Raw genomic sequence first — 20,846 nt, 5'->3', positions numbered from 1 at the left:
AAGCGGATGTCGCCCAGGGCGGCGATGTCGACTTGGCCGATCGTGCCGGCGCCAGCGCCTTGGCGGCCTCGACCGGGTCGATTGGCATGCCGACATCGCGGGCGGTCAGATTCATGGTGCCCAGGGGCAGGATGCCCAGGGCCATGTTGGTATCGCCGATCTGGTTGATCGTGTTGTACAAGGTGCCGTCGCCGCCGCCCACGACCAGCGCCTCGGGCGGGCGTTCACGCCGCGGCGAATCGCCCCCTCCATCTCGCTCGGGCGCACCAAGGTAACGGTCACCGTATGGCCGGCGTGCGCAAAGGCCGTCCGCACAGCCGACGCGACCGCATGGGGGTCACGATTCGCCAGCGTGCCGGCCTTCTCGTTCATCACGACGACGACGCGCATCGGCATTACCTCTTCCTTGCAAACCCAAATGGTCGGCAAGGGAACGCGCCGTGGCAAGCTGGGATCCCCAGTGATTGAATTATCCGCCACGCCGCCATCCCGGCAGGGACCGGGAATGGCGGAAAGCGGGGCCTATTCGGCCGCGGCGGCCTTTGGCGTGACCAGGCGGGGCAGGCGGGCGATGACCGCTTCGGCTTCCGCCACCGTGCGGCGGACGATTTCGCCGGCCGGCAGGATCTCGTGAATGCCGCCCGCACCCTGGCCGGCGGCGAGGCACGAACGGTCGGCGTCGATGTCCTGGGTCACGCCCATCAAGGTCAGGTTGGCACCGACCTGGGCCGAGACCATGGCCTGGATCGGGAAGGGCTGGATCTGGTCCTGCTTGCTCTCCCATTCCGTGGTGTAGCTGTTCTTGATCGCGCGCAGGGTCTTGCCGGTGAAGCACCTGGTGATCAGCGTATCCTCGTCGCGGGCGCCCAGGATCGCGTTCTTGTAACCTGGCGCGGCATTGGCCTCGACCGAGGCGATGAAGCGCGTGCCCATCCATACGCCCACGGCACCGAAGGCCAGGGCGGCGGCCAGGCCGCGGCCGTCGATGATCGAGCCGGCGGCGACCACCGGGATGTCCAGGGCGTCGACCATCTGCGGGATCAGGGCCATGCCGGCGACCTTGCCGGTGTGACCGCCGCCCTCTGTCCCTTGCGCGATGACCGCGTCGCAGCCGGCATCCTGCGCCTTGCGGCCGTGGTTGACCGTGCCGCACACCGCCATGACCTTCAAGCCGGCGTCTTTCAGCTTCTTCATGATCGGCGCAGGCACGCCCAGGCCGGCGACGAAGGCGCTGGCGCCTTCGTCGATGATGATGTCGACGGCGTTGAGCAGGGTCTCGGGCAGGGCGGTCAGCAGGTCGACCGCGAAGGGCTTGCCGGTCAGCGCCTTCACCTTGCGCATTTCGTCGCGGATCTGCTCGGGCGGCAGCGCGGCCATGCCCAGGCAGCCGTAGCCGCCGGCCTCCGACACGGCGGCACAGACTTGGGCAAAGGCGACGCCGCCCATGCCGGCCAGCAGCACCGGATGCTCGATACCCAGAAGATCACAGATGGGTGTGTGAAGGGCCATGTCTCTCTCCCTGACTTCTTCTTTTTCGTCATCCCGGACTTGATCCGGGATCCATCGATGGGGCGGGCGGGCGTTACTCCCCGGTCCAGTTGGGCTTGCGCTTCTCGGCGAAGGCGCGGGGACCTTCGCGGAAATTCTTGGACCGGAACATGTTGCCGATCTCCTTGTAATTGCCCAGCATCGCTTCCTCGACGCCAGCCTTGTCCAGGCCCTTCATCACCGATTCCTTGGTCGCCTTGATCGAGGACGGGGCGCATTCCAGGATCAGGTTGGCCCAGCGTTTCGCCGCTGCCAGCAGCTCGGCCTGCGGCACCACCTCGTTGACGAAGCCCAGTTCCTTGCCCTCGGTGGCGGAGACGCGGCGGCCGGTCAGCATCAGCCCCATGGCAGCCTTCAGGCCGATCTGGCGCGGCAGGCGGTGCATGCCGCCGGCCAGTGCCGCCAGGCCCACCCGCGGTTCGGGCAGGGCGAAGACGGCATTGTCGGCCGCGACGATCAGGTCGCAGGCCAGGGCGATCTCGAAGCCGCCGCCCATGGCATAGCCGTTGACCGCCGCGATCACGGGCTTGGTCAGGTCGAAGCGGGAGGTCAGGCCGCCGAAGCCGGTGGGGGGCACCTCGATGGTGCCGCCCTTGGCCTGGAACACCAGGTCGTTGCCGGTGCAGAAGGCGCGCTCGCCGGCGCCGGTGATGATAGCGACCCACAGGTCGGGATCGGCCGCGAAGCTGTCGAAGGCCTCGTGCAGCTCGAAATTCGCTGCCGGATGGACGGCGTTCATCACTTCGGGGCGGTTGATGGTGACGATCAACAGATGCCCGTCACGCTCGATCTTGCTGAACTCGGTCATGCCACTCCTCCCGCCGCATTTCATCAGGCTTGGGCGGGAGGATGCATGGTTGACGCACGCGTCACAAGCGGGGCGCGGAGCCCGGCTTGGACGCGACGTCAGTTCTGGCCGGTGTCGATCTGGCCCTGGAGATAGAGCCGGCATTTGCCGGCGATGGTCACCCGGCTGCCGTGATCTTCGACCGACAGAAAGCCGCCGCGGGCCGAGATCTGGCGCGCTTCCAGCTTGGCCTTGCCCAGGCGCCCGGCCCAGAACGGGGCCAGGGTGCAATGGGCCGAGCCGGTCACCGGATCCTCGTCGATGCCGGCCGCCGGGGCGAAGAAGCGCGAGACGAAATCGACGCCGTTGCCGGCATCCGCCGGCGCGGTGGCAATCAGGCCCAGTTCGGTCAGGCCTTTCAGGGCCTTGAAGTCGGGCGTCAGGGCGGCGACCTCGGCCGCGCTGGCAAACTCCACCATGAAGTTCTCGTCCGACTTGTAATAGGCGATCGGCTTGGCCCCCAACACCTCGGCCAGGCCGGGGATGGGGGCGATTGTCTCGCTGGTCCGGGCCGGGAAATCCAGTGCCAGGACATCATCCGACTTTGTCACCGCCAAAAGGCCGGAGGCCGAATCGAATGTCACCGCCGGCAGGTGCGGCTCCAGGATTGTCATGATGACAAAGCCGGTGGCCAGGGTGGCGTGGCCGCACAGTTTCACCTCGACCGCGGGCGTGAACCAGCGCAGGCGCAGGGTGCCCGAGGCGGGATCGGGCGCGAAAAATGCGGTTTCGGACAGGTTGTTCGCCGCCGCGATGGTTTGCAGAATCGCATCATCGGGGAAGCTGTCGAGGGGCACGACGGCAGCGGGATTGCCCTTGAAGGCATGCCCGCCGCCGAACGCCTCGACCTCATAGATATTCAAGGTCGGCATGGGGTTTGTACTCGCGTGGGATCAGGGCTTCCAGAACGGCTTGGCGGTCTCGTGAGCGACATCGGCCCGGGACAGGCCCATGTCGCGCAACAGATACTCGTCCAATTCCGCAAGGTGGCGACGCTCGTGTTTGCGGCGCTGCCATTCCAGCGCCACGGTGACGGCGCGATTGACGAGCATCCACACGGTCGTACGGCCGGTGGTCGGGGCCTTGGACAGGACGGGGGAATTTGTCTCGATGCAATCGGTCATGGCGCGCCTCCTCAAGTACGCATTGTCTCTATATCTTGACAAGGCAATGGTGACAACAATATTATTGTCCTCATGACAATGACCGCATCCGCCGTTGCCCGTCTGACACAGCCCGCCCGCCGCGAGGCGGAAAGCTGGACCCCAATCTCGGCAATCACGAGGGGCCGCTCTATCTGGCGATTGCGGATTCGCTCGCCGCGGCGATCGCACAGGGGACGATGGCGCCCGGCACCAGGCTGCCCACCCATCGCGACCTGGCGATCCGGGTCGGCTGCACCATCGGCACCATCACCCGCGCCTATGCCGAGGCGACCCGCCGGGGCCTGGTCGACGGCACGGTCGGGCGCGGCACCTTCGTGCGCGGGCCCGAGGTGAAGCCGGGGCTGGGCTCGGGCGGGCTCACCGGCATCGATCACGATCGCCCGGCGCCGGGCAGCAATGTCATCAACCTGTCGGTCAACCGCCCGGCCATGGGGCCGCAGGTGGAAGCGCTCCAAACCGCCCTGACCGAGATCGCCGTGCGCGGCGACATTCTCAGCACCACCATGGGCTATCAGTTCCCGGCCGGTTCGCCGGCCCACCGGGCCGCCGGCGCGCAATGGCTGCGCCTGGCGGGGCTCGAGACCACGCCCGACCGGGTGATCGTCACCGCCGGCTGCCAGAATGCCCAGACGGTGGCCCTGATGACCGTGGCCCGCCCCGGCGACGTGCTGCTGACCGAGGCGCTGGCCTATCCCGGCCTCACCTCGCTGGCGCGCCGCTTGGGCCTGACGCTCGAACCGGTGGCGATCGACGACGAGGGCATGCGGCCCGACGCGCTGGAAGCCGCCTGCCGCGGCGGCGGCCGCCGCTTCGTCTACCTGACGCCGACCATCCAGAACCCGACCACCGCCGTGATGAGCGAGGAACGCCGCCGCGCCATCGCCGCGGTCGCCGAGCGTTACGATGCGATCCTGATCGAGGATGACGTCCACGGCTTCCTGGCTGCCGGCAAGACGCCGATCGCCATGCTGGCGCCCGAACGCACGATCTTCGTGACCTCGGTCTCGAAAGCCCTGATGCCCGGCCTGCGGGTGGGTTTCATGGGCCTGCCCCAGCGCCTGGTGGCGGCCGCGACCGAGACCATGCGCGCCACCACCTTGATGGCGCCGCCGCTGATGGCCGAAATCGTCGGCCGCTGGATCAACGACGGCACCGCCCAGCGCCTCACAAGGTGGCAACTGGGCGAAATCGCAACGCGCAACGAAATCGCGGAGCGGATCCTGGGCCTGCCTTCCACCGGCGGTGCCAGGAACCGCTCTTTCCACGTCTGGCTCCCCGTCGAGGATGGCCGCCGCGCCAATGACGTGGCCGACGCCGCCCGCAACGAAGGCGTTCATGTCGCGCCCGCCTCGGCCTTCCAGGTCGGCCGCGGTGCGGCGCCCGAGGCGGTGCGCGTCAGCCTCTCGGCCGCGGCCGATACCGCCGAACTGACCGACGGCCTGAACCGCCTGGCCCAGGTCCTGCGCTTCTGCCCGGTCGAGCCGGCGCTGATCTGATTTTTTCGGCCATCATCCCGGCGAAGGCCGGGATCCATCGTCGTGTAAGGGCTGGGACGGCGATCGAGTGAGGCTTGTCCCGTTCCGCGTGCCGTGCCGATGGATTCCGGCCTCCGCCGGAATGACGCGCCGGGGGGTGCGCAGTGTAATCACAGCAATGTCATTGCGGCGGTAATTCGCTTCGACTCTCGATCGTCATCCCGGCGGAGGCCAGGATCCATTGTGACGACGGGCGAGTTGCCGACGGCAGCGGCCTATCGGGGCAATATCCCTAGGGAGCGCATGAAGGCCTCGACCGCGTCGGTATAATCTCCCGGGAGGCCGAGTTCCTGGTTGATCGCGCCGTGAGACAGGTCGACCGGCAGGACGGTCGCGCGGGCACCCATCGAGGTTACCTTCTCGGCGAAGCCGCGCGCCTGCGCGCAGGAGACGGCGCGGCGGCTCGAGCAGACCAGCAGCAGGGGCGCCGGCCGGCCGGCGAGGCGGTGAAATGGCGACGCCTGCTGCCAGAACGCGGGATCGTCGCCGAAGGCCCGGTCATAGAGCTTGAAGTGGCGCGCGTTCATGATCCGCGCCACATCGTAGGCGGCACTGTCGAGCGGGATGGTGCCCAGCCACGGCCGGGCGCCCCGGCGCGCGGCGATGGCCGGATCGGCCGCCAGCAGGGCCACCAGATGGGCCCCCGCGGAATGCCCCATCAGGACAAAGCGCGCCGGGTCGCCGCCCCATGACGGCGCCCGGGCTTGGGCAAAGGCCAGCGCCAGGGCGATGTCATCGGCCTGCTCGACCGGGTCGGCCTCCGGCACCAGGCGATTGTTGACCGAGATGACGATGATGCCCTGGGGCAGCCAGCGGGCGACCTTGTTGGCCACGACGTTGCCCATGGCCTTGTCGCCCCTGAACCAGCCCCCGCCATGGACCATGAGCAGGACCGGCGCCTGTCGCGGCCGGGCCGGCAGGTAGATATCCATGCGTTGCGCCGGGTCGGGGCCATAGGCGACATCCCGCTCGACCCGGCTGCCCGGCGGCAGGTCCGCGGCGGCACCGGCCGGCCCGCCTGCCAGCAGGCTGAAGCCGAGGATGGCCAGGGCGAGTGCAAGCGCTGCGAAAGACTTCATGCCGGGGATCTCCTCACCCACCGGCATGAGGCTAGCACGGCGGCGCCCACCGGGTTTTGCCGCCGTGCAACGTTTCACGACGATTCGTGAACGCCGTGTAACCGTTTGTGTCCGGGGCGGAGGTGTTCGGTCAGGAACTCGATCTGGTCCTTGACGATGCGCTCGACCAGCGGCGGGTGATAGACGCTGAAGTGGCCGGCCGGGTAGTGGCGGGCGATGCCGCGCGGGGCCGCGCGCGCCACCCGGGCCGCGATGGCCGGATCCATGAGTTCCTCCTGGTCGCTGACGCAGACCAGCAGGGGGCAGGTCACGCGCCGGGCCATGGCGGCGGCATCGTAGAACAACAGGCCGAGGCCCGAGGCCGCCGGCACCCGGTTGTCGAAACGGTAGCCTGCCGGCATCACCGAATGCCAGCCTTCCAGGGCGCCGGCAGCGGTGACGAAGGCCAGGTCGCCCGGCCGCCCGACAAGCTGGACATAGCGCCGGCCCAGGCCAAGGGCGGCGCGCAGCAGGTCCGACAGGATCGGCCCGGTCATCCGCAGCAGCGGCCCCAGGCCGGCGCTCAGCGCCGGGGCGCGGCCCTGGAGGATCGGGCACTGCACCACGGCGGCGGCGATATCGCGGCGCCGGGCCGCCGTCGCCACCACATGGCTTGCCCCGAACGAGGTGCCCCACAGGGCGATGCGGCGGGCGTCCAGTTCCGGCCGGGTGCGGATGAAGGCCAGGGCAGCCTCGATGTCTTCGAGGTAGCGGCGCAGGTTCATCAGTTGCCGCGGCTCCCCGCCCGATTCGCCCAGGTGGCGGAAATCGAAGGCCACCACCGCCAGCCCTGCGGCCGAAAACCAGCGTTCGTACTGGCCCAGGGCCATGTCATGGGTCGCCCCGCCGCCGTGGACCAGCAGCACCACGGGATGGGGGCCTTCGCCCTGTGGCAGGGTCAGCCAGGCGGCGCATTGATCGGCACCGGAAGGAAAATTCGTGCGTGTTGTCATGGCGAGGCTCCATTGAGTACGATGTACGCAATACAGCGATACTCAAACACGTACACTGTACGTAGTCAATGGAGCAATCATGCCGCCAAGGGCCAAATTCAATCGCGAGCAGCTCCAGGGGGCGGCGCTGGCGATCGTCGATGCGCAGGGCCTCGCGGCACTGTCGATGCGCAGCCTGGCGGCGGCCCTGGGGACCGGGGCGATGACGATCTACAACTACCTGCGCGACCGCGACGAACTCGATGCCCTGGTGGTCGAGGCGGTGCTGGCCCAGGCGCGCTGGCCGGCGGTCGCGGGGGAGGACTGGCAGCAGGATGTCCGCCTGATCGCGCGCGGCTTCTGGCAGGCGATCAGGGCCCATCCCGATGTCATCCCCCTGATCCTGTCCCGGCGCAGCCTGCACGAGGCGACGGTCGAGGGGGCGGAAGCGCTGTTGCGCGCGCTGGCGGCCAGCGGCCGGTCCGGCCTCGCCCTGCTCGCGGCCTTCCGGATCGTGATGGGTTTCATCCTAGGCCTGGCGCAGGCCCAGCTTGCCCGGCCGCGTGCGGGCGACGAGGCCGCCGCCACGATCGAGCGCTTCCGCAGCCTGTCCCCCGCGCAATACCCCCGGCTGATCGAAATCGCCGCGGTCGCGCAGGCGGAGGATATCGATCAGGAATTCGAGGCGGGCTTGGAGATCATTTTGGTCGGCTTGGCTATACGCGTTGCATAGGCAGCCTGCGTCCTTCGAGACGGGCGCTTCGCACCCTCCTCGGGATGAGGAAAATCTTTGTGGCAAAAAGATTCGCCTCATCCTGAGGAGCCACCAAAGGTGGCGTCTCGAAGGACGCACGATGTCACACCGGGACCTTACGGCGTGTTGACGCGGTCGAGCGGGAAGATCGGGCGGCGCAGGTCCATGTAGCTGAGCTGGGTATTGTCCGAGGTGGTGACGCCGTAACCATCGAGGGTGATGGTCGCGCGAGCGAGGCCGGCGAAACCGGCGCGGTAGTGGATGCGGGACTTGAGCAGCAGGAAGCGCTTGGCCTCCGGCACGATGCCGACGCTGGTGAACACCCCCAGGTCCCACGGCTCGTGATGGTGGGAGGTGACGACGATCTCCACCCGGCCGTCGCCCACGCTGAACACGGCGGTCGGGCCCATGTCGACGGTGACGCCGGTATACATCGGCCCGCGCACCACGAAGCGGCCGTCGGTCAGGGCTTTCACCTTGCCGGTCAGGATCAGCGGCTCGCCGCCCAGGCCGACCGAGGGCATGGGCGTGCGCCCGCCCAGGGCCAGGGTCACCGTGGCGTCGACCCCGGCCGCGGCCATTTCCTTGACCGCGACAGGGTCCCACACCGCGCCCACGGCGACATCCGTCAGGCCCCGGTCGATCACCGCGCCGATCACGCCCATGACGTCCTGCGTCCCGCCCGAGCCGCAATTGTCAGCATGGTCGAGCAGGATCACCGGCCCGCCCTGCGCCCCGGCCGCCAGGGCATGGTCGAGGGCATCGGCGATCGGCACGTGGCGGTAGAGGAAATCGTCGCGCCGGGCCCAGGCCATGGCGGCCAGTTCCTCGCTGGCGGCGGCGGCCTCGGCGGGGTTGCGGTTGGCGATCGTCACCGTCGACAGGCCGGCATGGGGGACGTCGGCCATGGGGAAGCCGCCGAACACGGTGGCGGCCAGCAGGCCTTCCGCCTCCATGGCGCGGGCGCGGGCGATCAGGCCCTTCATCGGCTCGTCGTCGGTGCCCATGGCCAGGGTCTGGGCCAGCAGCGGGACCGAGGTCCAGTTCATCACCGGCCAGGTCTTGCCGTCGATCTTGTCGAACAGGATGCGGGCGACCTGGTCGCCGACCTGCGCCATGTCGACATGGGGATAGGTCTTGTAACCGATCAGGGCATCGCAGTTCTCGATCATGATCTGGGTCAGGTTGCAGTGCAGGTCGCAGGTGGCGGCGATCGGCACGTCGGGCGCCACTTCGCGCAGCCGGCGCAGCAATTCGCCTTCGCCGTCGGCCTCGTGCTCGGCGACCATGGCGCCATGCAGGTCGAGCAGGACGGCGTCGCAGCCTGCCGCGACCGCGTCGACGATCAGGCCCGCGAGGGTCTCATAGGCTTCGCGGGTGACGATGCCGCCGGGCATCGCCTCGGCCGCCACGGGCGAGACGATCTCGGCCCCGCGCGCCTGGCACAGGCGGATATAGGCGCCGATCGGCATGGCCGTGGTGGCATAGGCGTCGATCACCGCGGGGCCGCGATGGAGGCCCCAGGCCTCGAAACGCGCAAGATCGGTGGCGAGCGGCGAAAAAGTGTTGGTCTCGTGCTTCATCATGGCGACGACGACCTTCATGATTCCCCCACCCTCTGCATCCGGCCCCAGACTCAGTCAGGCTACATTTACAAAGCGCTACCTGGGCAAATTTGTGGCAGCGCCCAAACGAAAACACCCGGCGGTTGGTACCGCCGGGCGTCGTATCGCCGGAAATGGGGTGGCTGCTATTCGCGCTGGCCGAACAATTGGATCAGCATGATGAACAGGTTGATGAAGTCCAGGTACAGGCGCAGGGCGCCGAACACGGCCTTCTTGGTCGAGACTTCGCCCGAATCGTCGGCCGCGTACATCTCCTTGATCTGCTGGGTGTCGTAGGCGGTGAAGCCGGCGAACACGATCACGCCGATCACCGAGATGACCCAGTGGACCATGGCCGACCCTAGGAAGATGTTCACGAGCGAGGCGACCAGGATGCCGATCAGGCCCATGAACAGGAACGAGCCCATGCCGGTCAGGCTGCGCTTGGTGGTATAGCCCCACACGCTCATGCCGCCGAACATGGCGGCGGCGATGAAGAACACCCGGGCGACGCTTTCGCCCGTGAAGTTCAGCAGGATCGAGGCGATCGAAATGCCGGTCAGCGCCGCATAGGCCCAGAAGACCCCCTGGGCGGACGAGGCGCTCATCTTGCTCAGGCGGAACGAGAACAGCAGCACCAGGCCGATCGGCGCGAACATCGCGATCAGGCCCAGGCCGGTGGCGCCCCAGGCGCCCACCGCCGGGTTGTAGGCGAAGAACACCTCGCGCAGGCCGGTGTTGGCAACCAGCCACGCGGTGACGCCCGACAGGCCGGTGGCCACCATCATGAATTGATAAACGCGCAGCATATAGCTGCGCAGGCCGGCATCATAGCTGGCGGCGGCGGTCTGGCTGCCGGCAGCGGCGGTGCCGTAGGGATAACGATTGAGGTCGGCCATGGTACTCCCCTTGGTCGCGCGATTCCCGTTAGATATCGGGACCGGGCCGGCCCGATTCAAGCAAATCCGGCTGTCGGCCTATCAGATTCGGCGCAGCATCGGCGCCGGCCGCTCGGCCAGGGCGCCCCAGGTGCCGGCCAGGCCCAGGCCCACGGTCAGGACGATGCCGGCCGCGGCCGCGACCAGCGCCGTGGTGATGTCGAAATACCACTCGGCCTTCATGATGCCGGTCACCACACCGTAGGCGGCACCCGTCCCGGCCCCCAGGGCGACCAGGCCGGTGGCGAGGCCCAGGGCCGCATATTCCAGGGCGAAGGCGCCAAGTACCTGGCCCCGCGAGGCCCCAGGGTCTTCAGGATCACGGCATCGTAGAGGCGCTGGCGGTGGCCCGCGGCCAGGGCGCCGGCCAGCACCAGCAGGCCGGCGACCAGCGTCACCGACGCGGTCGCCTCGATCGCCAGGCCCAATTGCCGCAACATGCCGTCGATGGTCTCCAGTGCCTCCTTCATGCGGATCACCGAGATATTGGCAAAGCGGTCTGTGACCGCCTTGAAGACGATCGGTTCGGCCGCCGGCGTCGCCCGGACGGTCGCCAGGTAACTGTGCGGCGCCCCTTCCAGCGTGCCCGGCGCAAAGACCATGGCGAAATTGATGCTGAGGCTGGTCCATTCGATGCGGCGCAGATTGGCGATGGTCGCCTCGATGTCGCGGCCCAGCAGGTTGACGGTGATCTTGTCGCCGACCACCAGGCCCATGGCATTGGCCAGTTCGGTATCGAAGGACAGCAGGGGCGGCCCCTTATAGTCGGCCGGCCACCATTCGCCGGCGACGATGGTGCTGCCTTCGGGCGCGGTTGCCGAATAGGTCACACCGCGGTCGCCCCGCAACGCCCAGCGGCCTTCCGGTTTCACCGGGTACTCGTCGGCCGCCACGCCTTTGATTCGGGCGATGCGTCCGCGCATGGAAGGCACGGTGCGCAGGTCGGCGCTGCCGGGCACGGCCTGGATCAGGCTGGTGAATTGCGCCAGTTGGTCGGGCTGGATGTCGACGAAGAAGAACGCCGGCGCCTCGTCGGGCAGGCGCTGGGTGATCTGGGCTTCCAGGTTGCGCTCGACCAGGGCGATGGCGACCAGCAGGGTCAACCCTAAGCCCAGCGACAGCACCACGCTGCCGGTGGCGGCCCCCGGGCGATGCAGATTGCCCAGCGCCAGGCGTGGACCGGGGCGTCGAGGCCGGGGCAGGGCGGCGGCGATCCAGGCGACCAGGATGCCGGCACCGCGCATCACGCCGAACACGGCCAGGGTGCCCAGGACGAAATAGAGGCCGAACGAAATCTCGTTGGCCGTGAACAGGGCCAGGGCCACCAGCAAGGCGACCAGCACGGCCAGGGCCACGATATAGGTCGGCCGCGGCCAGATCCGGTCGGGCGCCACCAGGTCGCGGAACAGATGGGCGGCGGGTACTTCGCGCGCCCGCGCCAGCGGCCACAGGGCAAAGACCAGGGCCGTGACCAGGCCGAAGGCGGCGGCCGACAGCAGCGGCGTGGGATAGATCGAGATGCTGGCGGGCAGGGGCAGTTGGTCGCCCAGCACGTCGGCCAGCAGGAACGGCAGGCCGGTGCCGATGACCAGGCCCATCACGACGCCCAAGGCCGCCAACAACAGCACCTGAATCAGGAAGGTGGCGAAGACCAGGCCGGCGGGGGCGCCCATGGATTTGAGGATGGCGATGGTGCGGGTCTTGGTCGCCATGTGGGCGCGCACGGCGCTGCCCACGCCGACGCCGCCGACGACCAGCGCGGTCAGGCCGACCAGGGTCAGGAACTGGCCCAGGCGGTCGACGAACTGGCGGATGCCCGTTGCCGCGTTGTCGCGGTGGCGGACGCGCCAGCCGGCGTCGGGGAAGGCCCTCTCGGTTGCGCGGATGAAGGCGCGGGGCAGCATCCCCTGATTCAGGATCAGCCGGTAGGCGGTGTTGACCTGGGCGCCCGGCTGCAACAGGCCGGTGGCCGGCAGGTCGGCCAGGGCGATCATCACCCGGGGCCCAGGGCGAAGGCATCCGAACCCTTGTCCGGCTCGGCCGTGATGATGGTGCGGATGGTGAAGCTGGCGTCGCCGATCCTCACCCGGTCGCCCAGCCTGGCCCCGATGCGGGCCAGCAGGATTTCGTCGACCGCGGCGCCCGGCACGCCGTCGGCGGCCGCGAAGATCGCCGGCGGTGCCATGGCCGGGGAGGTCTCGACGGTGCCCACCAGCGGGTAGGCACCGTCGACCGCCTTGAGTTCCACCAGGGTGCGCCCCTCGGCCCCGCCCTCCAGGCGGGCCATGGCGCGCATCTGGCGTACCGTGGAAAGCTCACCCTGCTTGTTCAGATAGGCGAGCTGTTCGGCCGTCGCCTCGCGCTGGACCAGCCGCACCTCGACATCGCCGCCCAGCAGCGACTGGCCGTTCTCGGCCAGGCCCGCATTGACCGCCTCGCCCAGGTTGCCGATGCCGGCAATGGCCGCGACGCCCAGGGTCAGGCAGGCCAGGAAGATGCGGAAACCCTTGAGGCCCGAACGCAGCTCCCGCCTTGCAAAGGTGAAGGCCAGCGCCAGATTTCTCACTTCTCCCTCTCCTCTCGAGAGGAGAGGGCCGGGGTGAGGAGGGGGGCGGTGGGTCGCATCGCTTCGAGATGCCGGTACTTTGCCCCCACGACCTCCTCACCCAACCCTCTCCTCCCGTGGAAGAGAGGGCTTTGTGGGGCGGAGGGGGCCATCACGCCACCGCCTCGTCCACCACGACGCTGCCGTCGGCCAGGCGCACCCGGCGGTCACAGCGGGCGGCGAGGCTGGCGTCGTGGGTGACCAGGACCAGGGTGGCGCCGCGGGTTCGGCGCAGGTCGAACAGCAGGTCGATGATGGTCTCGCCGGTCTTGCCGTCCAGGTTGCCCGTGGGCTCGTCGGCAAAGAGGATCTTCGGGGATGCCACCACGGCGCGGGCCAGGGCCACGCGCTGCTGCTCGCCGCCCGACAGTTGCGCCGGGTAATGATCGGTCCGGTGGCCCAGGCCGACGAGTTCCAACTCGGCCCGCGCCTTGTCCCAGGCATCGCGGTCACCGGCCAACTCCAGCGGGATGGCGACATTTTCGATCGCCGACATGGTCGGGATGAGGTGGAAGGATTGGAAGACGATCCCCACATTGTCACGGCGGAAGCGGGCCAGGCGGTCCTCGTCCAGGGTGTCCAACTGCGCGCCGGCCACCGTGACGGTGCCGCTGGTGGGCTTCTCCAGGCCCGCCATGACCGACAGCAGGGTCGACTTGCCCGAACCCGACGGGCCCACGAGGCCTAGGGTTTCGCCGGGCTCGACGGCAAGATCGATGCCGCGCAGGATGTCCACCGGGCCGGCGGCGCTCATCAAGGTGAGGCGCACGGCGTCGAGTTGAATGAGGGGAACGGCCAAGGATGGGGTCTCGATTGCGTGAAGTCGCTCCAGCGTCATATGGCCTGAAGCACTGGCTTTTCAACCTGATGCTACTGGCCGGGCTTGTCTTTTCGATGCAGGCCCAGGCGAAAGATTATGTCGTCGTTGCCTTCGGCACCTCGCTCAGCCACGGCTTCGGCCTGCCCGAGGCCGAGATCTTCCCGGTGCAATTGCAGAAGGCGCTGGCCGCCAAGGGGCTTGCGGTGACAGTGCAGAACGCCGGCGTCTCGGGCGATACCACGGCCGGCGGCCTGGCCCGGCTGGACTGGGCGCTGGGCGATCCGGCGACCCCGCCCGATCTCGTCATCGTCGAATTCGGCGGCAACGATGCCCTGCGCGCGCTCTCGCCCCAGGAAGCCGAGGCCAACCTCGACCAGATCCTGACCAGGCTGCAGGCCCGCCACATCAAGGTGCTGTTCACCGGCATGAAGGCGCCGCCCAACTTAGGGTCGGACTACGTCGCGGCCTTTGACGCCATCTATCCCCGTCTTGCGCAAAAGCACGGCGTGCCGTTTTATCCCTTCTTCCTCGACGGTGTCGCCGCCGACCCCGCGTTGAACCAGGCCGATGGCATTCATCCCAATGCCAAGGGGGTTGCGATCATCGTCGGGCATCTGGCCCCCTCGTCGTCGATATCCTGACCAAACCCTGATTTTTCGCTTCAAGGAACTCTGCTGATGAAATACCGCCGGCTTGGCCGCACGGATCTGGATGTGAGCGTCATTTGCCTGGGCACCATGACCTGGGGCGAGCAGAACACAGAAGCCCAGGCCCACGAGCAGCTCGACTATGCGCTGGACCAGGGCATCAACTTCATCGACACCGCCGAGATGTATCCGGTCCCGCCCCAGCCCTCGACCCAAGGGCGGACCGAGGCCTATATCGGCACCTGGCTGAAGGCCCGGGGCAGCCGTGACAAGGTGATCCTGGCGACCAAGGTGGCCGGTCGGGACGGCCCTGGCACCCATTTGCGCAAGCCCACCACGATCCTGAACAAGGCCCAGATCACGGAAGCGATCGACGGCAGCCTGAAGCGCCTGAACACCGATTACATCGATCTCTACCAGGTCCATTGGCCCGAACGCATCACCAACCACTTCGGCCGCCTGGGCTATACCCATGTCGAGCAGCAGGACCTGACCCCGATCGAGGAGACGCTGGACGCGCTGGCCGGCCTGGTGAAGGCGGGCAAGGTGCGGCACCTGGGCGTTTCCAACGAAAGCCCCTGGGGTGTCATGCGTTACCTCGAGGCGGCAGACCGGCTGGGCCTGCCCCACATCGTCTCGATCCAGAATTCCTACAACCTGCTCAATCGTATCTTCGAGGTCGGCCTGGCCGAGATCGCGCATCGCGAGAGCGTCGAGCTGCTGGCCTATTCGCCGCTGGCCATGGGCCTGCTGTCGGGCAAGTATTTCGGCGGCGCCAAGCCCGAAGGCGCGCGCCTCACCCTCTATTCTCGCTTCATCCGCTATTCGACGCCCGGCGCCCAGGCGGCGGCCGACGCCTATGTGACGCTCGCCCGCCAGCATGGGCTGGACCCGGCGCAGATGGCACTCGCCTATGTCAACAGCCGCAGTTTCCTGGGCGCCAACATCATCGGCGCCACCACCCTGGAACAGCTCAAGGCCGATATCGGCTCGATCGATGTGGAACTGTCGGACGAGGTGATCGCCGAGATCGAGAAGATCCACCGCAGCAACCCCAACCCGTGCCCTTGATTCTAATCCCTATTCGTCATGCCCCGCACAAGGCCACGGCTGTCCGGTTAAGATTACGCTCATAGCCAGCTCATCTGGTTGGGGTCGATGCGTTGTCTTGGCTCGGCCCCGATTAGCCGGTCGAGCCGTCGGCGGTGCATGAGGTTTGCGCGCACCAGGCGGGCGAAGGCGAGCGGGCTTTGAACCGTTTGCTGGGCGGCCTGGGCCAGGCGCAACAGCAGGAAGGCGATCAAGGCGACGGCAACCTGAATGCGGACCGCGTTCTCGCTGGTGCCGAGAAAGCGGCGGATCTTCAGGGTCTGCTTGACCCAGCGGAAGAACAGCTCGATGGCCCAGCGCCGCTTGTAGAGGTCGGCGATTTCCTGGGCGCTGGCATCGAGATCGTTGCTCAGGAGGCGCAGCACCTTGCCGGTTTCGATCGTGATGCAGACCTCGCGGACGGGGGCGGAGAACGGGTTCTTGCGGTTCGTGGCCTGGCGCCGCGGCAGCAGGCCGACGCGGTCGGACAGGATGTTGGCAGCGCCCTCGGGCAGCGGCCGTTCGGCGGTCACCGTCAAGGGCGTGTTGGACTTGAAGCGCGTGACGATGCGGCACCCGGCGGCGTCCAGCCCGGCCCACCAGGCGTAGTCGTAGTAGCCCAGGTCGAAGACATAGGTCGCCCCCGCTTCGATGGGCATGGCCTGGGCCGCGGTGATGTCGTTGACCTTGGCCGGGGTGACCGCCGCATAGATCGGCCGGTCGGCATCGGGGTCGTAGATGACATGGGCCTTGGCGCCGCAGGCATTGGCTGAGAAGCGCGCCCACTCTGCCGCCACGCCGGTCAGGCGGATGCTGGTCGAGTCGATGAGATAGGTGGCTTCACCCACGGCCCGGCGCAGGCCGCGCCCGGCACCGGCGACCATGGCGGCGAACAACGCGCTGAACACTTCACTGGGGCGCCCGGCATTGGCGTCGGCCAGGGTCGAACGCGACACCGTACGCCCGCCGACGTGATAGAGCCGCGCGGCATGGCTCTCCAGGCCCGCGACGATCTCCCGCAGGCTGCTCGCGCCGGACAATTGCCCGTACAGCAGGGCGATGAACTGGCTCTTGGTCGGCAGCCGCCGGACCCGGCGATCGGCCTGATGCGCCGCGGTCAGTTGCTCGAACCGATCCCAAGGAACCCACTTCAGCAGATCGTGGAAAACGCTATTGTGGTGTCGCACGGTGTTGCTCCGATTTCATGTCCAGGAGACGCGCCAACGTCTGAACATGAGTAGAATCAACACCGTGCAACCAGTCCACTAAAACTAAACCGGACAGCCGTGGGACAAGCCCGGCCATGACGAATGAGAGATGGGCCCTAAGATACTGTCATGATCCGCCTGTTCGTCGCCCTGCCCCTGCCGCAAAGCGTGCGTAATCTGCTGAGTTTCGTCGGCGGCGGCATCCCCGGTGCCCGTTGGACCTTGCCGGAGAATTTTCACATCACGCTGAAATTCATCGGCAATGTCGACGAGCGGGTGGCCGACGACATCGTCACGGCCTCGACCGGATCCATGCCCCGGCCTTCGAGGTCGCGATCCGCGGCGTCGGCGCCTTCGACGACGGGCGCCGGGCGCGCCTGCTCTATGCCGCCATCGAACCCAGCCCGGCGCTGAGCGACCTGGAGGCCAGGGTCGGCGCGGCCCTGGCCCGGGTGCCGGGCGTGGAACTGGAGACGCGGCGCTTCGTCCCCCACGTCACCCTGGCCCGGCTGAAGGACCCCGACCGCAACCGCCTGGGTGCCTTCCTGGAGGGCAACGGCACCCTGGGCACGCCGCCCTGGACGGCGGATTGCTTCGCCCTCTATTCCAGCGCCACCGGCAACGAGCAGCCGGTGTACACGCTGGAGGAGCGCTTCGAACTGGGGCTCTAGGCGGCCGGCATCTCCCAGCGCAGGGCGGCGGCCGTCGCGGCTTCCGCCGCCGCGTGGGGCCCGGCCGTTTCGAGGCCCGCGGGGCTCAGGTCGGGATCGAGGCCGTCGCCCAGGCGCCGAAGCTGCATGTAGAACCAGGGCATCGCCGCCACATTGTGGATCCGGTCTTCCATGGCATAGGCACTCTGTGCCGTGCCGGCCAGCAGCCGTCCGGCGATCGAGGGATCGACGACCAGCGGCCGGCCGATGCCGACGACGTCCAACTCGCCCGCCTCGATCACCGCATTCATCACCGCCAGGGTGCGGAAACCGCCCGTAACCATCAGCGGCATGCGCGCCACCGGCCGCACCTGCGCCGCATATTCGAGGAAGTAGGCTTCGCGCTTCAAGGTGCTTTCCTTGACCGGCGGCGCCTCTTCCTCCTGGAAGGTCAGGCCGACCATCTTGGGCTGCTCGTGGCTGCCGCCCGAAATCTCCAGCAGGTCGATGCCGGTCTCGTTCAGCCAGCCGACGAGTTCCAGGCATTCCGCCGTGGTGAAGCCACCCTTCTGGAAGTCGGACGAATTGAGTTTCACCGCGACGGGGAAATCGGCCCCTACCGCCTGGCGCACGGCGGTGATCACCTCCAGCAGCAGGCGGGCGCGGTTGCGCAGCGAGCCGCCCCAGGCGTCCTGGCGCTGGTTGGCCAGCGGGTTCAGGAACGAGGAAATCAGATAGCCATGGGCGGCGTGGATCTGCACGCCGGTGAAGCCCGCGTCCCGCGCCACCATCGCAGCGCGGGCAAAGCGCGCGACGACGTCCAGGATCTGCGCCTCGGTCATCGCCACCGGCTGGCCATAGCCGAAGCCGGGAATCTCCGGGATGCGCAGCCTTATCGCCGAAGGCGCCAGCGGCCGCTCGTTCACCAACTGGGGCGTCTGCCGGCCCCCGTGGGTCAACTGAATCCAGATATGGTTGCCCGCCGCCTTGCCCGCCCGGGCATAGGCCGCGAGCTGTTCCAGCCCGCCATTGCCATCGATCGCGACATTGCCCGGCCGTTCCGGGTGGCGGCGGTCGACAGTGACATTGCCGGTCAGCAGCAGGCCGGCACCGCCTTCCGACCAGCGCCGGTAAAGGATCTCGTGGCGGCGATTGGCGCGGTTCCATTCATCCGCCAGGCCTTCGGTCATCGCCGCCTTGCACAGGCGGTTCGGCAGGACCGTGCCGCAGGGCAGGGTCAGGGGTGTTGTGATCGTGGTCATGGGGGCTCCTTTGCAATATATAATTACGTTACGTAATGTAATAGAATATGTCAAGCGAGTGGAACGGCGCGGCGGCGGCGGTGCATACTGGCGCCTTGCGGGCGGTTGGAGACGGGCATGACAGTGGCGAAGCGTGGGGCAGGCAGGCCGCGGAGCGAGGAGGCACGCCATGCTGTGCTCGGCGCCACGCAGCAACTGCTGCTCGACGGCATCTGCGTGCGCGACCTGACCATCGAACAGATCGCCCAGACCTCAGGTGTCAGCCGGCCGACGATCTACCGCTGGTGGCCGAACAAGGTCGTGCTGGTGATCGACGCCTTCCTGGAGGCTGCCGAGCCGCTGATGCAGTACCAGCACAAGGGATCGCCCCGCATCGTGCTGAAGGCCCAGTTGCGCGAGGTCATGAAACTGGCCCGTGGCCGGGGCGGCAAGGTCGTCATCGAGATCCTGGGCGAAGCGCGGCTGGACCCCAGCGTGCTGGAAATCTTCCGCGAGCGCTTCCTGGACGTACGGCGCGCGGCCATGCGTGCCTTCCTGCTCAAGGCACAGGAGACGGGTGACATCGCGCCCGGCATCGATATCGAACTGGTGATCGACCTGATCCTGGGGCCGATCTACCTGCGCTTGCTGCTCAACCACCTGCCGCTGGACGACGGTTTCGCCGACGACCTGGTCGACCGCGTCTTCGACGGCGCCGTGGCGCGATCGCAGGGGTGACTAGGGCGCCACCCGCCAGATCACGTTGCCGACGTCGTCGGCGACCAGCAGGGCGCCGGCCTTGTCCTGGATGACGCCGACCGGCCGGCCGTAGGCCTCGCCGTCGGGGCTGAGGAAGCCGGTCAAGATATCCTCGGGCAGGCCGGCGGGCTTGCCATCGGCGAAGGGCACGAAGATCACCTTGTAGCCGCTGCGCGGGTTGCGGTTCCACGAGCCGTGCTGGCCGACGAAGGCGCCCTTGGCGAAGCGGGCGGGCAGCAGGTTGGCCGTGTAGAAGGTCAGGCCCAGCGAAGCCGTATGAGCGCCCAGGGCATAGTCGGGCACCAGGGCCTTGGCCACCAGGTCGGGGCGTTGCGGTGCCACCCGCGTGTCCACGTGGCTGCCGTAATAGCTGTAGGGCCAGCCGTAGAAGCCGCCGTCCTTCACCGAGGTCATGTAGTCGGGGACCAGGTCGCTGCCCAGCTCGTCGCGCTCGTTGACCGAGGTCCACAAGGCGCCGCTGTCGGGGTTCCACGCCATGCCGACCGGGTTGCGCAGGCCCGACGCGAAGACGCGGTATTTGCCTGTTGTCGGATCGACCTCCAGGATCGCCGCCCGGTCGGTCTCCACCTCCATGCCGTGCTCGGCCACGTTGCTGTTGGAGCCGACCGAGACATAGAGGTGCTTGCCGTCGGCGCTGGCGACGACGTTCTTGGTCCAGTGATGATTGATGCCGGCCGGCAGGTCGATGACCTTGGTGGCCGGCGTGGTGATGGCGGTCTCGCCGCCCTTGTAGGGGAAGCGGACCAGGGCGTCGGCATTGGCCACATACAGGTCCTGGCCGACCAGGGCCATGCCGAAGGGTGAGTGCAGCCCCTCGAGGAAGACGGTCGCCAGTTCGGCCGTGCCGTCGCCGTCGCCGTCGCGCAGCAGGGTGATGCGGTCGGCGCTGGGCACGCCGGCGCCGGCCTCGGCCATCACCATGTCCTGGATCCAGCCCATGATGCCGCCGCTGTCGTCCCCGGGGCTGTTGCTCTCGGCCACCAGTACGTCGCCGTTGGGCAGGACGTAGAGCCACCGGGGATGGGCCAGGCCGCTGGCAAAGGCCTTCACCGTCAGGCCGGCCGCCGCGACCGGCTTGGCGCCCTCGGGCCAGCCGACGGCGGTGGCGACCTTCACGGTCGGGATCGGCGTGGGATTGGGCGCGACGATGGCGGGGGTGGGGCCGAAATCGGCCTGGCCCGACAAGGTCGCCGTGTCGCCGCAGGAGGTGAGGCTGAAGACCACCCCGCCGATGATCAGCACGGCGGCGCCGGCGAGGTAGGTGATTTTCTTCATTTTTGGCCCTCGTCGATCGTGCCTGCGCCTTGCGCTGGCATGCTGTATCAATCAACAAGGGATGCCTATCGATTTATTCACCGGCGATT

The 20,846-nt window shown here is 68.0% G+C and carries 22 protein-coding genes and 1 pseudogene; 7 read left to right on the top strand and 16 right to left on the bottom strand.

Going from position 1 to position 20,846, the window contains the following annotated elements:
• Window positions 1-58 precede the first annotated feature (58 nt).
• The 5 genes and pseudogenes from D3874_RS32060 to D3874_RS17305 all read right to left on the bottom strand — a co-directional run.
• A pseudogene (locus D3874_RS32060) lies at window positions 59-208 on the bottom strand (diacylglycerol kinase family protein); the annotation flags it as partial.
• Window positions 209-522: 314 nt separating this feature from the next.
• Window positions 523-1,509, bottom strand: a complete 987-nt coding sequence (locus D3874_RS17320) for an NAD(P)H-dependent flavin oxidoreductase (protein ID WP_119779184.1) — start codon at window positions 1,507-1,509, stop codon at window positions 523-525.
• Between the two features lie 73 nt (window positions 1,510-1,582).
• The gene (locus D3874_RS17315; protein WP_119779183.1) at window positions 1,583-2,356 is read right to left on the bottom strand and encodes an enoyl-CoA hydratase-related protein; all 774 of its coding nucleotides are present in this window, start codon (window positions 2,354-2,356) and stop codon (window positions 1,583-1,585) included.
• Window positions 2,357-2,454: 98 nt separating this feature from the next.
• Window positions 2,455-3,267 (bottom strand): PhzF family phenazine biosynthesis protein, encoded by an 813-nt coding sequence (locus D3874_RS17310; protein WP_119779182.1) that lies wholly within the window; start codon window positions 3,265-3,267, stop codon window positions 2,455-2,457.
• 21 nt (window positions 3,268-3,288) lie between these two features.
• Window positions 3,289-3,519 (bottom strand): DUF1127 domain-containing protein, encoded by a 231-nt coding sequence (locus tag D3874_RS17305; protein WP_199699112.1) that lies wholly within the window; start codon window positions 3,517-3,519, stop codon window positions 3,289-3,291.
• Window positions 3,520-3,605: 86 nt separating this feature from the next.
• Here D3874_RS17305 and D3874_RS17300 point away from each other — a divergent pair, with 86 nt between their 5' ends.
• A complete protein-coding gene (locus D3874_RS17300; protein WP_338016759.1) occupies window positions 3,606-5,057 on the top strand; it encodes an aminotransferase-like domain-containing protein in 1,452 nt (483 codons plus the stop codon).
• A gap of 254 nt (window positions 5,058-5,311) precedes the next feature.
• Here D3874_RS17300 and D3874_RS17295 read toward each other — a convergent pair whose 3' ends face one another.
• Both D3874_RS17295 and D3874_RS17290 read right to left on the bottom strand, forming a co-directional pair.
• Window positions 5,312-6,175 carry an alpha/beta hydrolase gene (locus D3874_RS17295; protein WP_119779180.1) on the bottom strand — a complete coding sequence of 288 codons (864 nt, stop codon included), beginning with the start codon at window positions 6,173-6,175 and terminating at the stop codon, window positions 5,312-5,314.
• A 74-nt stretch (window positions 6,176-6,249) separates the two neighbouring features.
• The gene (locus D3874_RS17290; protein ID WP_119779179.1) at window positions 6,250-7,167 is read right to left on the bottom strand and encodes an alpha/beta fold hydrolase; all 918 of its coding nucleotides are present in this window, start codon (window positions 7,165-7,167) and stop codon (window positions 6,250-6,252) included.
• Window positions 7,168-7,246: 79 nt separating this feature from the next.
• Here D3874_RS17290 and D3874_RS17285 point away from each other — a divergent pair, with 79 nt between their 5' ends.
• Window positions 7,247-7,879: a TetR/AcrR family transcriptional regulator gene (locus D3874_RS17285; RefSeq protein ID WP_119779178.1), complete on the top strand. Its 633-nt coding sequence runs from the start codon at window positions 7,247-7,249 to the stop codon at window positions 7,877-7,879.
• Between the two features lie 137 nt (window positions 7,880-8,016).
• Here the strand turns inward: D3874_RS17285 and D3874_RS17280 are convergent, their stop codons facing one another.
• The 6 genes from D3874_RS17280 to D3874_RS17265 form a co-directional block, all read right to left on the bottom strand.
• A complete protein-coding gene (locus D3874_RS17280; RefSeq protein ID WP_119779177.1) occupies window positions 8,017-9,504 on the bottom strand; it encodes a M81 family metallopeptidase in 1,488 nt (495 codons plus the stop codon).
• A 146-nt stretch (window positions 9,505-9,650) separates the two neighbouring features.
• Window positions 9,651-10,403, bottom strand: coding sequence for a Bax inhibitor-1/YccA family protein (locus tag D3874_RS17275; protein WP_119779176.1), 753 nt, complete (start codon window positions 10,401-10,403; stop codon window positions 9,651-9,653).
• Between the two features lie 81 nt (window positions 10,404-10,484).
• Complete coding sequence (locus D3874_RS30520; protein ID WP_408899969.1) at window positions 10,485-10,625, bottom strand: hypothetical protein; 141 nt, start codon at window positions 10,623-10,625, stop codon at window positions 10,485-10,487.
• An 8-nt stretch (window positions 10,626-10,633) separates the two neighbouring features.
• A complete protein-coding gene (locus tag D3874_RS17270; RefSeq protein WP_233559983.1) occupies window positions 10,634-12,436 on the bottom strand; it encodes an ABC transporter permease in 1,803 nt (600 codons plus the stop codon).
• Window positions 12,436-13,008, bottom strand: a complete 573-nt coding sequence (locus tag D3874_RS30515) for an ABC transporter permease (protein ID WP_233559982.1) — start codon at window positions 13,006-13,008, stop codon at window positions 12,436-12,438. The genes D3874_RS17270 and D3874_RS30515 overlap by 1 nt, the downstream gene beginning before the upstream one ends.
• A 151-nt stretch (window positions 13,009-13,159) precedes the next feature.
• A complete protein-coding gene (locus D3874_RS17265) occupies window positions 13,160-13,846 on the bottom strand; it encodes an ABC transporter ATP-binding protein (RefSeq protein WP_456306421.1) in 687 nt (228 codons plus the stop codon).
• 14 nt (window positions 13,847-13,860) lie between these two features.
• Between D3874_RS17265 and D3874_RS17260 the strand changes: the two genes are divergently transcribed.
• Window positions 13,861-14,508, top strand: coding sequence for an arylesterase (locus D3874_RS17260; protein WP_233559981.1), 648 nt, complete (start codon window positions 13,861-13,863; stop codon window positions 14,506-14,508).
• Between the two features lie 36 nt (window positions 14,509-14,544).
• Window positions 14,545-15,585: an NADP(H)-dependent aldo-keto reductase gene (locus D3874_RS17255; RefSeq protein ID WP_119779174.1), complete on the top strand. Its 1,041-nt coding sequence runs from the start codon at window positions 14,545-14,547 to the stop codon at window positions 15,583-15,585.
• A gap of 59 nt (window positions 15,586-15,644) precedes the next feature.
• Here the strand turns inward: D3874_RS17255 and D3874_RS17250 are convergent, their stop codons facing one another.
• On the bottom strand, window positions 15,645-16,790 hold the full coding sequence (locus D3874_RS17250; RefSeq protein ID WP_119775687.1) for an IS4 family transposase: 1,146 nt from the start codon (window positions 16,788-16,790) through the stop codon (window positions 15,645-15,647).
• Between the two features lie 150 nt (window positions 16,791-16,940).
• Between D3874_RS17250 and D3874_RS30510 the strand changes: the two genes are divergently transcribed.
• Both D3874_RS30510 and thpR read left to right on the top strand, forming a co-directional pair.
• Entirely contained in the window at window positions 16,941-17,225 is a 285-nt protein-coding gene (locus tag D3874_RS30510; RefSeq protein WP_233560321.1) for a 2'-5' RNA ligase family protein, read from the top strand.
• Window positions 17,120-17,482, top strand: coding sequence for an RNA 2',3'-cyclic phosphodiesterase (gene thpR, locus D3874_RS17245; RefSeq protein WP_233560238.1), 363 nt, complete (start codon window positions 17,120-17,122; stop codon window positions 17,480-17,482). Before D3874_RS30510 ends, thpR begins: the two co-directional genes overlap by 106 nt.
• Here thpR and D3874_RS17240 read toward each other — a convergent pair.
• Window positions 17,479-18,723, bottom strand: a complete 1,245-nt coding sequence (locus D3874_RS17240) for an NADH:flavin oxidoreductase/NADH oxidase family protein (protein WP_119779172.1) — start codon at window positions 18,721-18,723, stop codon at window positions 17,479-17,481. The genes thpR and D3874_RS17240 overlap by 4 nt on opposite strands.
• A gap of 117 nt (window positions 18,724-18,840) precedes the next feature.
• Here D3874_RS17240 and D3874_RS17235 point away from each other — a divergent pair, with 117 nt between their 5' ends.
• The gene (locus D3874_RS17235; RefSeq protein WP_119779171.1) at window positions 18,841-19,440 is read left to right on the top strand and encodes a TetR/AcrR family transcriptional regulator; all 600 of its coding nucleotides are present in this window, start codon (window positions 18,841-18,843) and stop codon (window positions 19,438-19,440) included.
• On the opposite strand, the gene D3874_RS17230 is transcribed toward D3874_RS17235, so the two are convergent.
• Window positions 19,441-20,757: a PQQ-dependent sugar dehydrogenase gene (locus D3874_RS17230; RefSeq protein ID WP_119779170.1), complete on the bottom strand. Its 1,317-nt coding sequence runs from the start codon at window positions 20,755-20,757 to the stop codon at window positions 19,441-19,443.
• Between the last annotated feature and the right edge of the window lie 89 nt (window positions 20,758-20,846).

This window comes from Oleomonas cavernae (genome assembly GCF_003590945.1).
GTDB classification, from domain to species: Bacteria; Pseudomonadota; Alphaproteobacteria; order Zavarziniales; family Zavarziniaceae; genus Zavarzinia; species Zavarzinia cavernae.
This window is presented reverse-complemented; position numbering and strand designations above follow the sequence as displayed.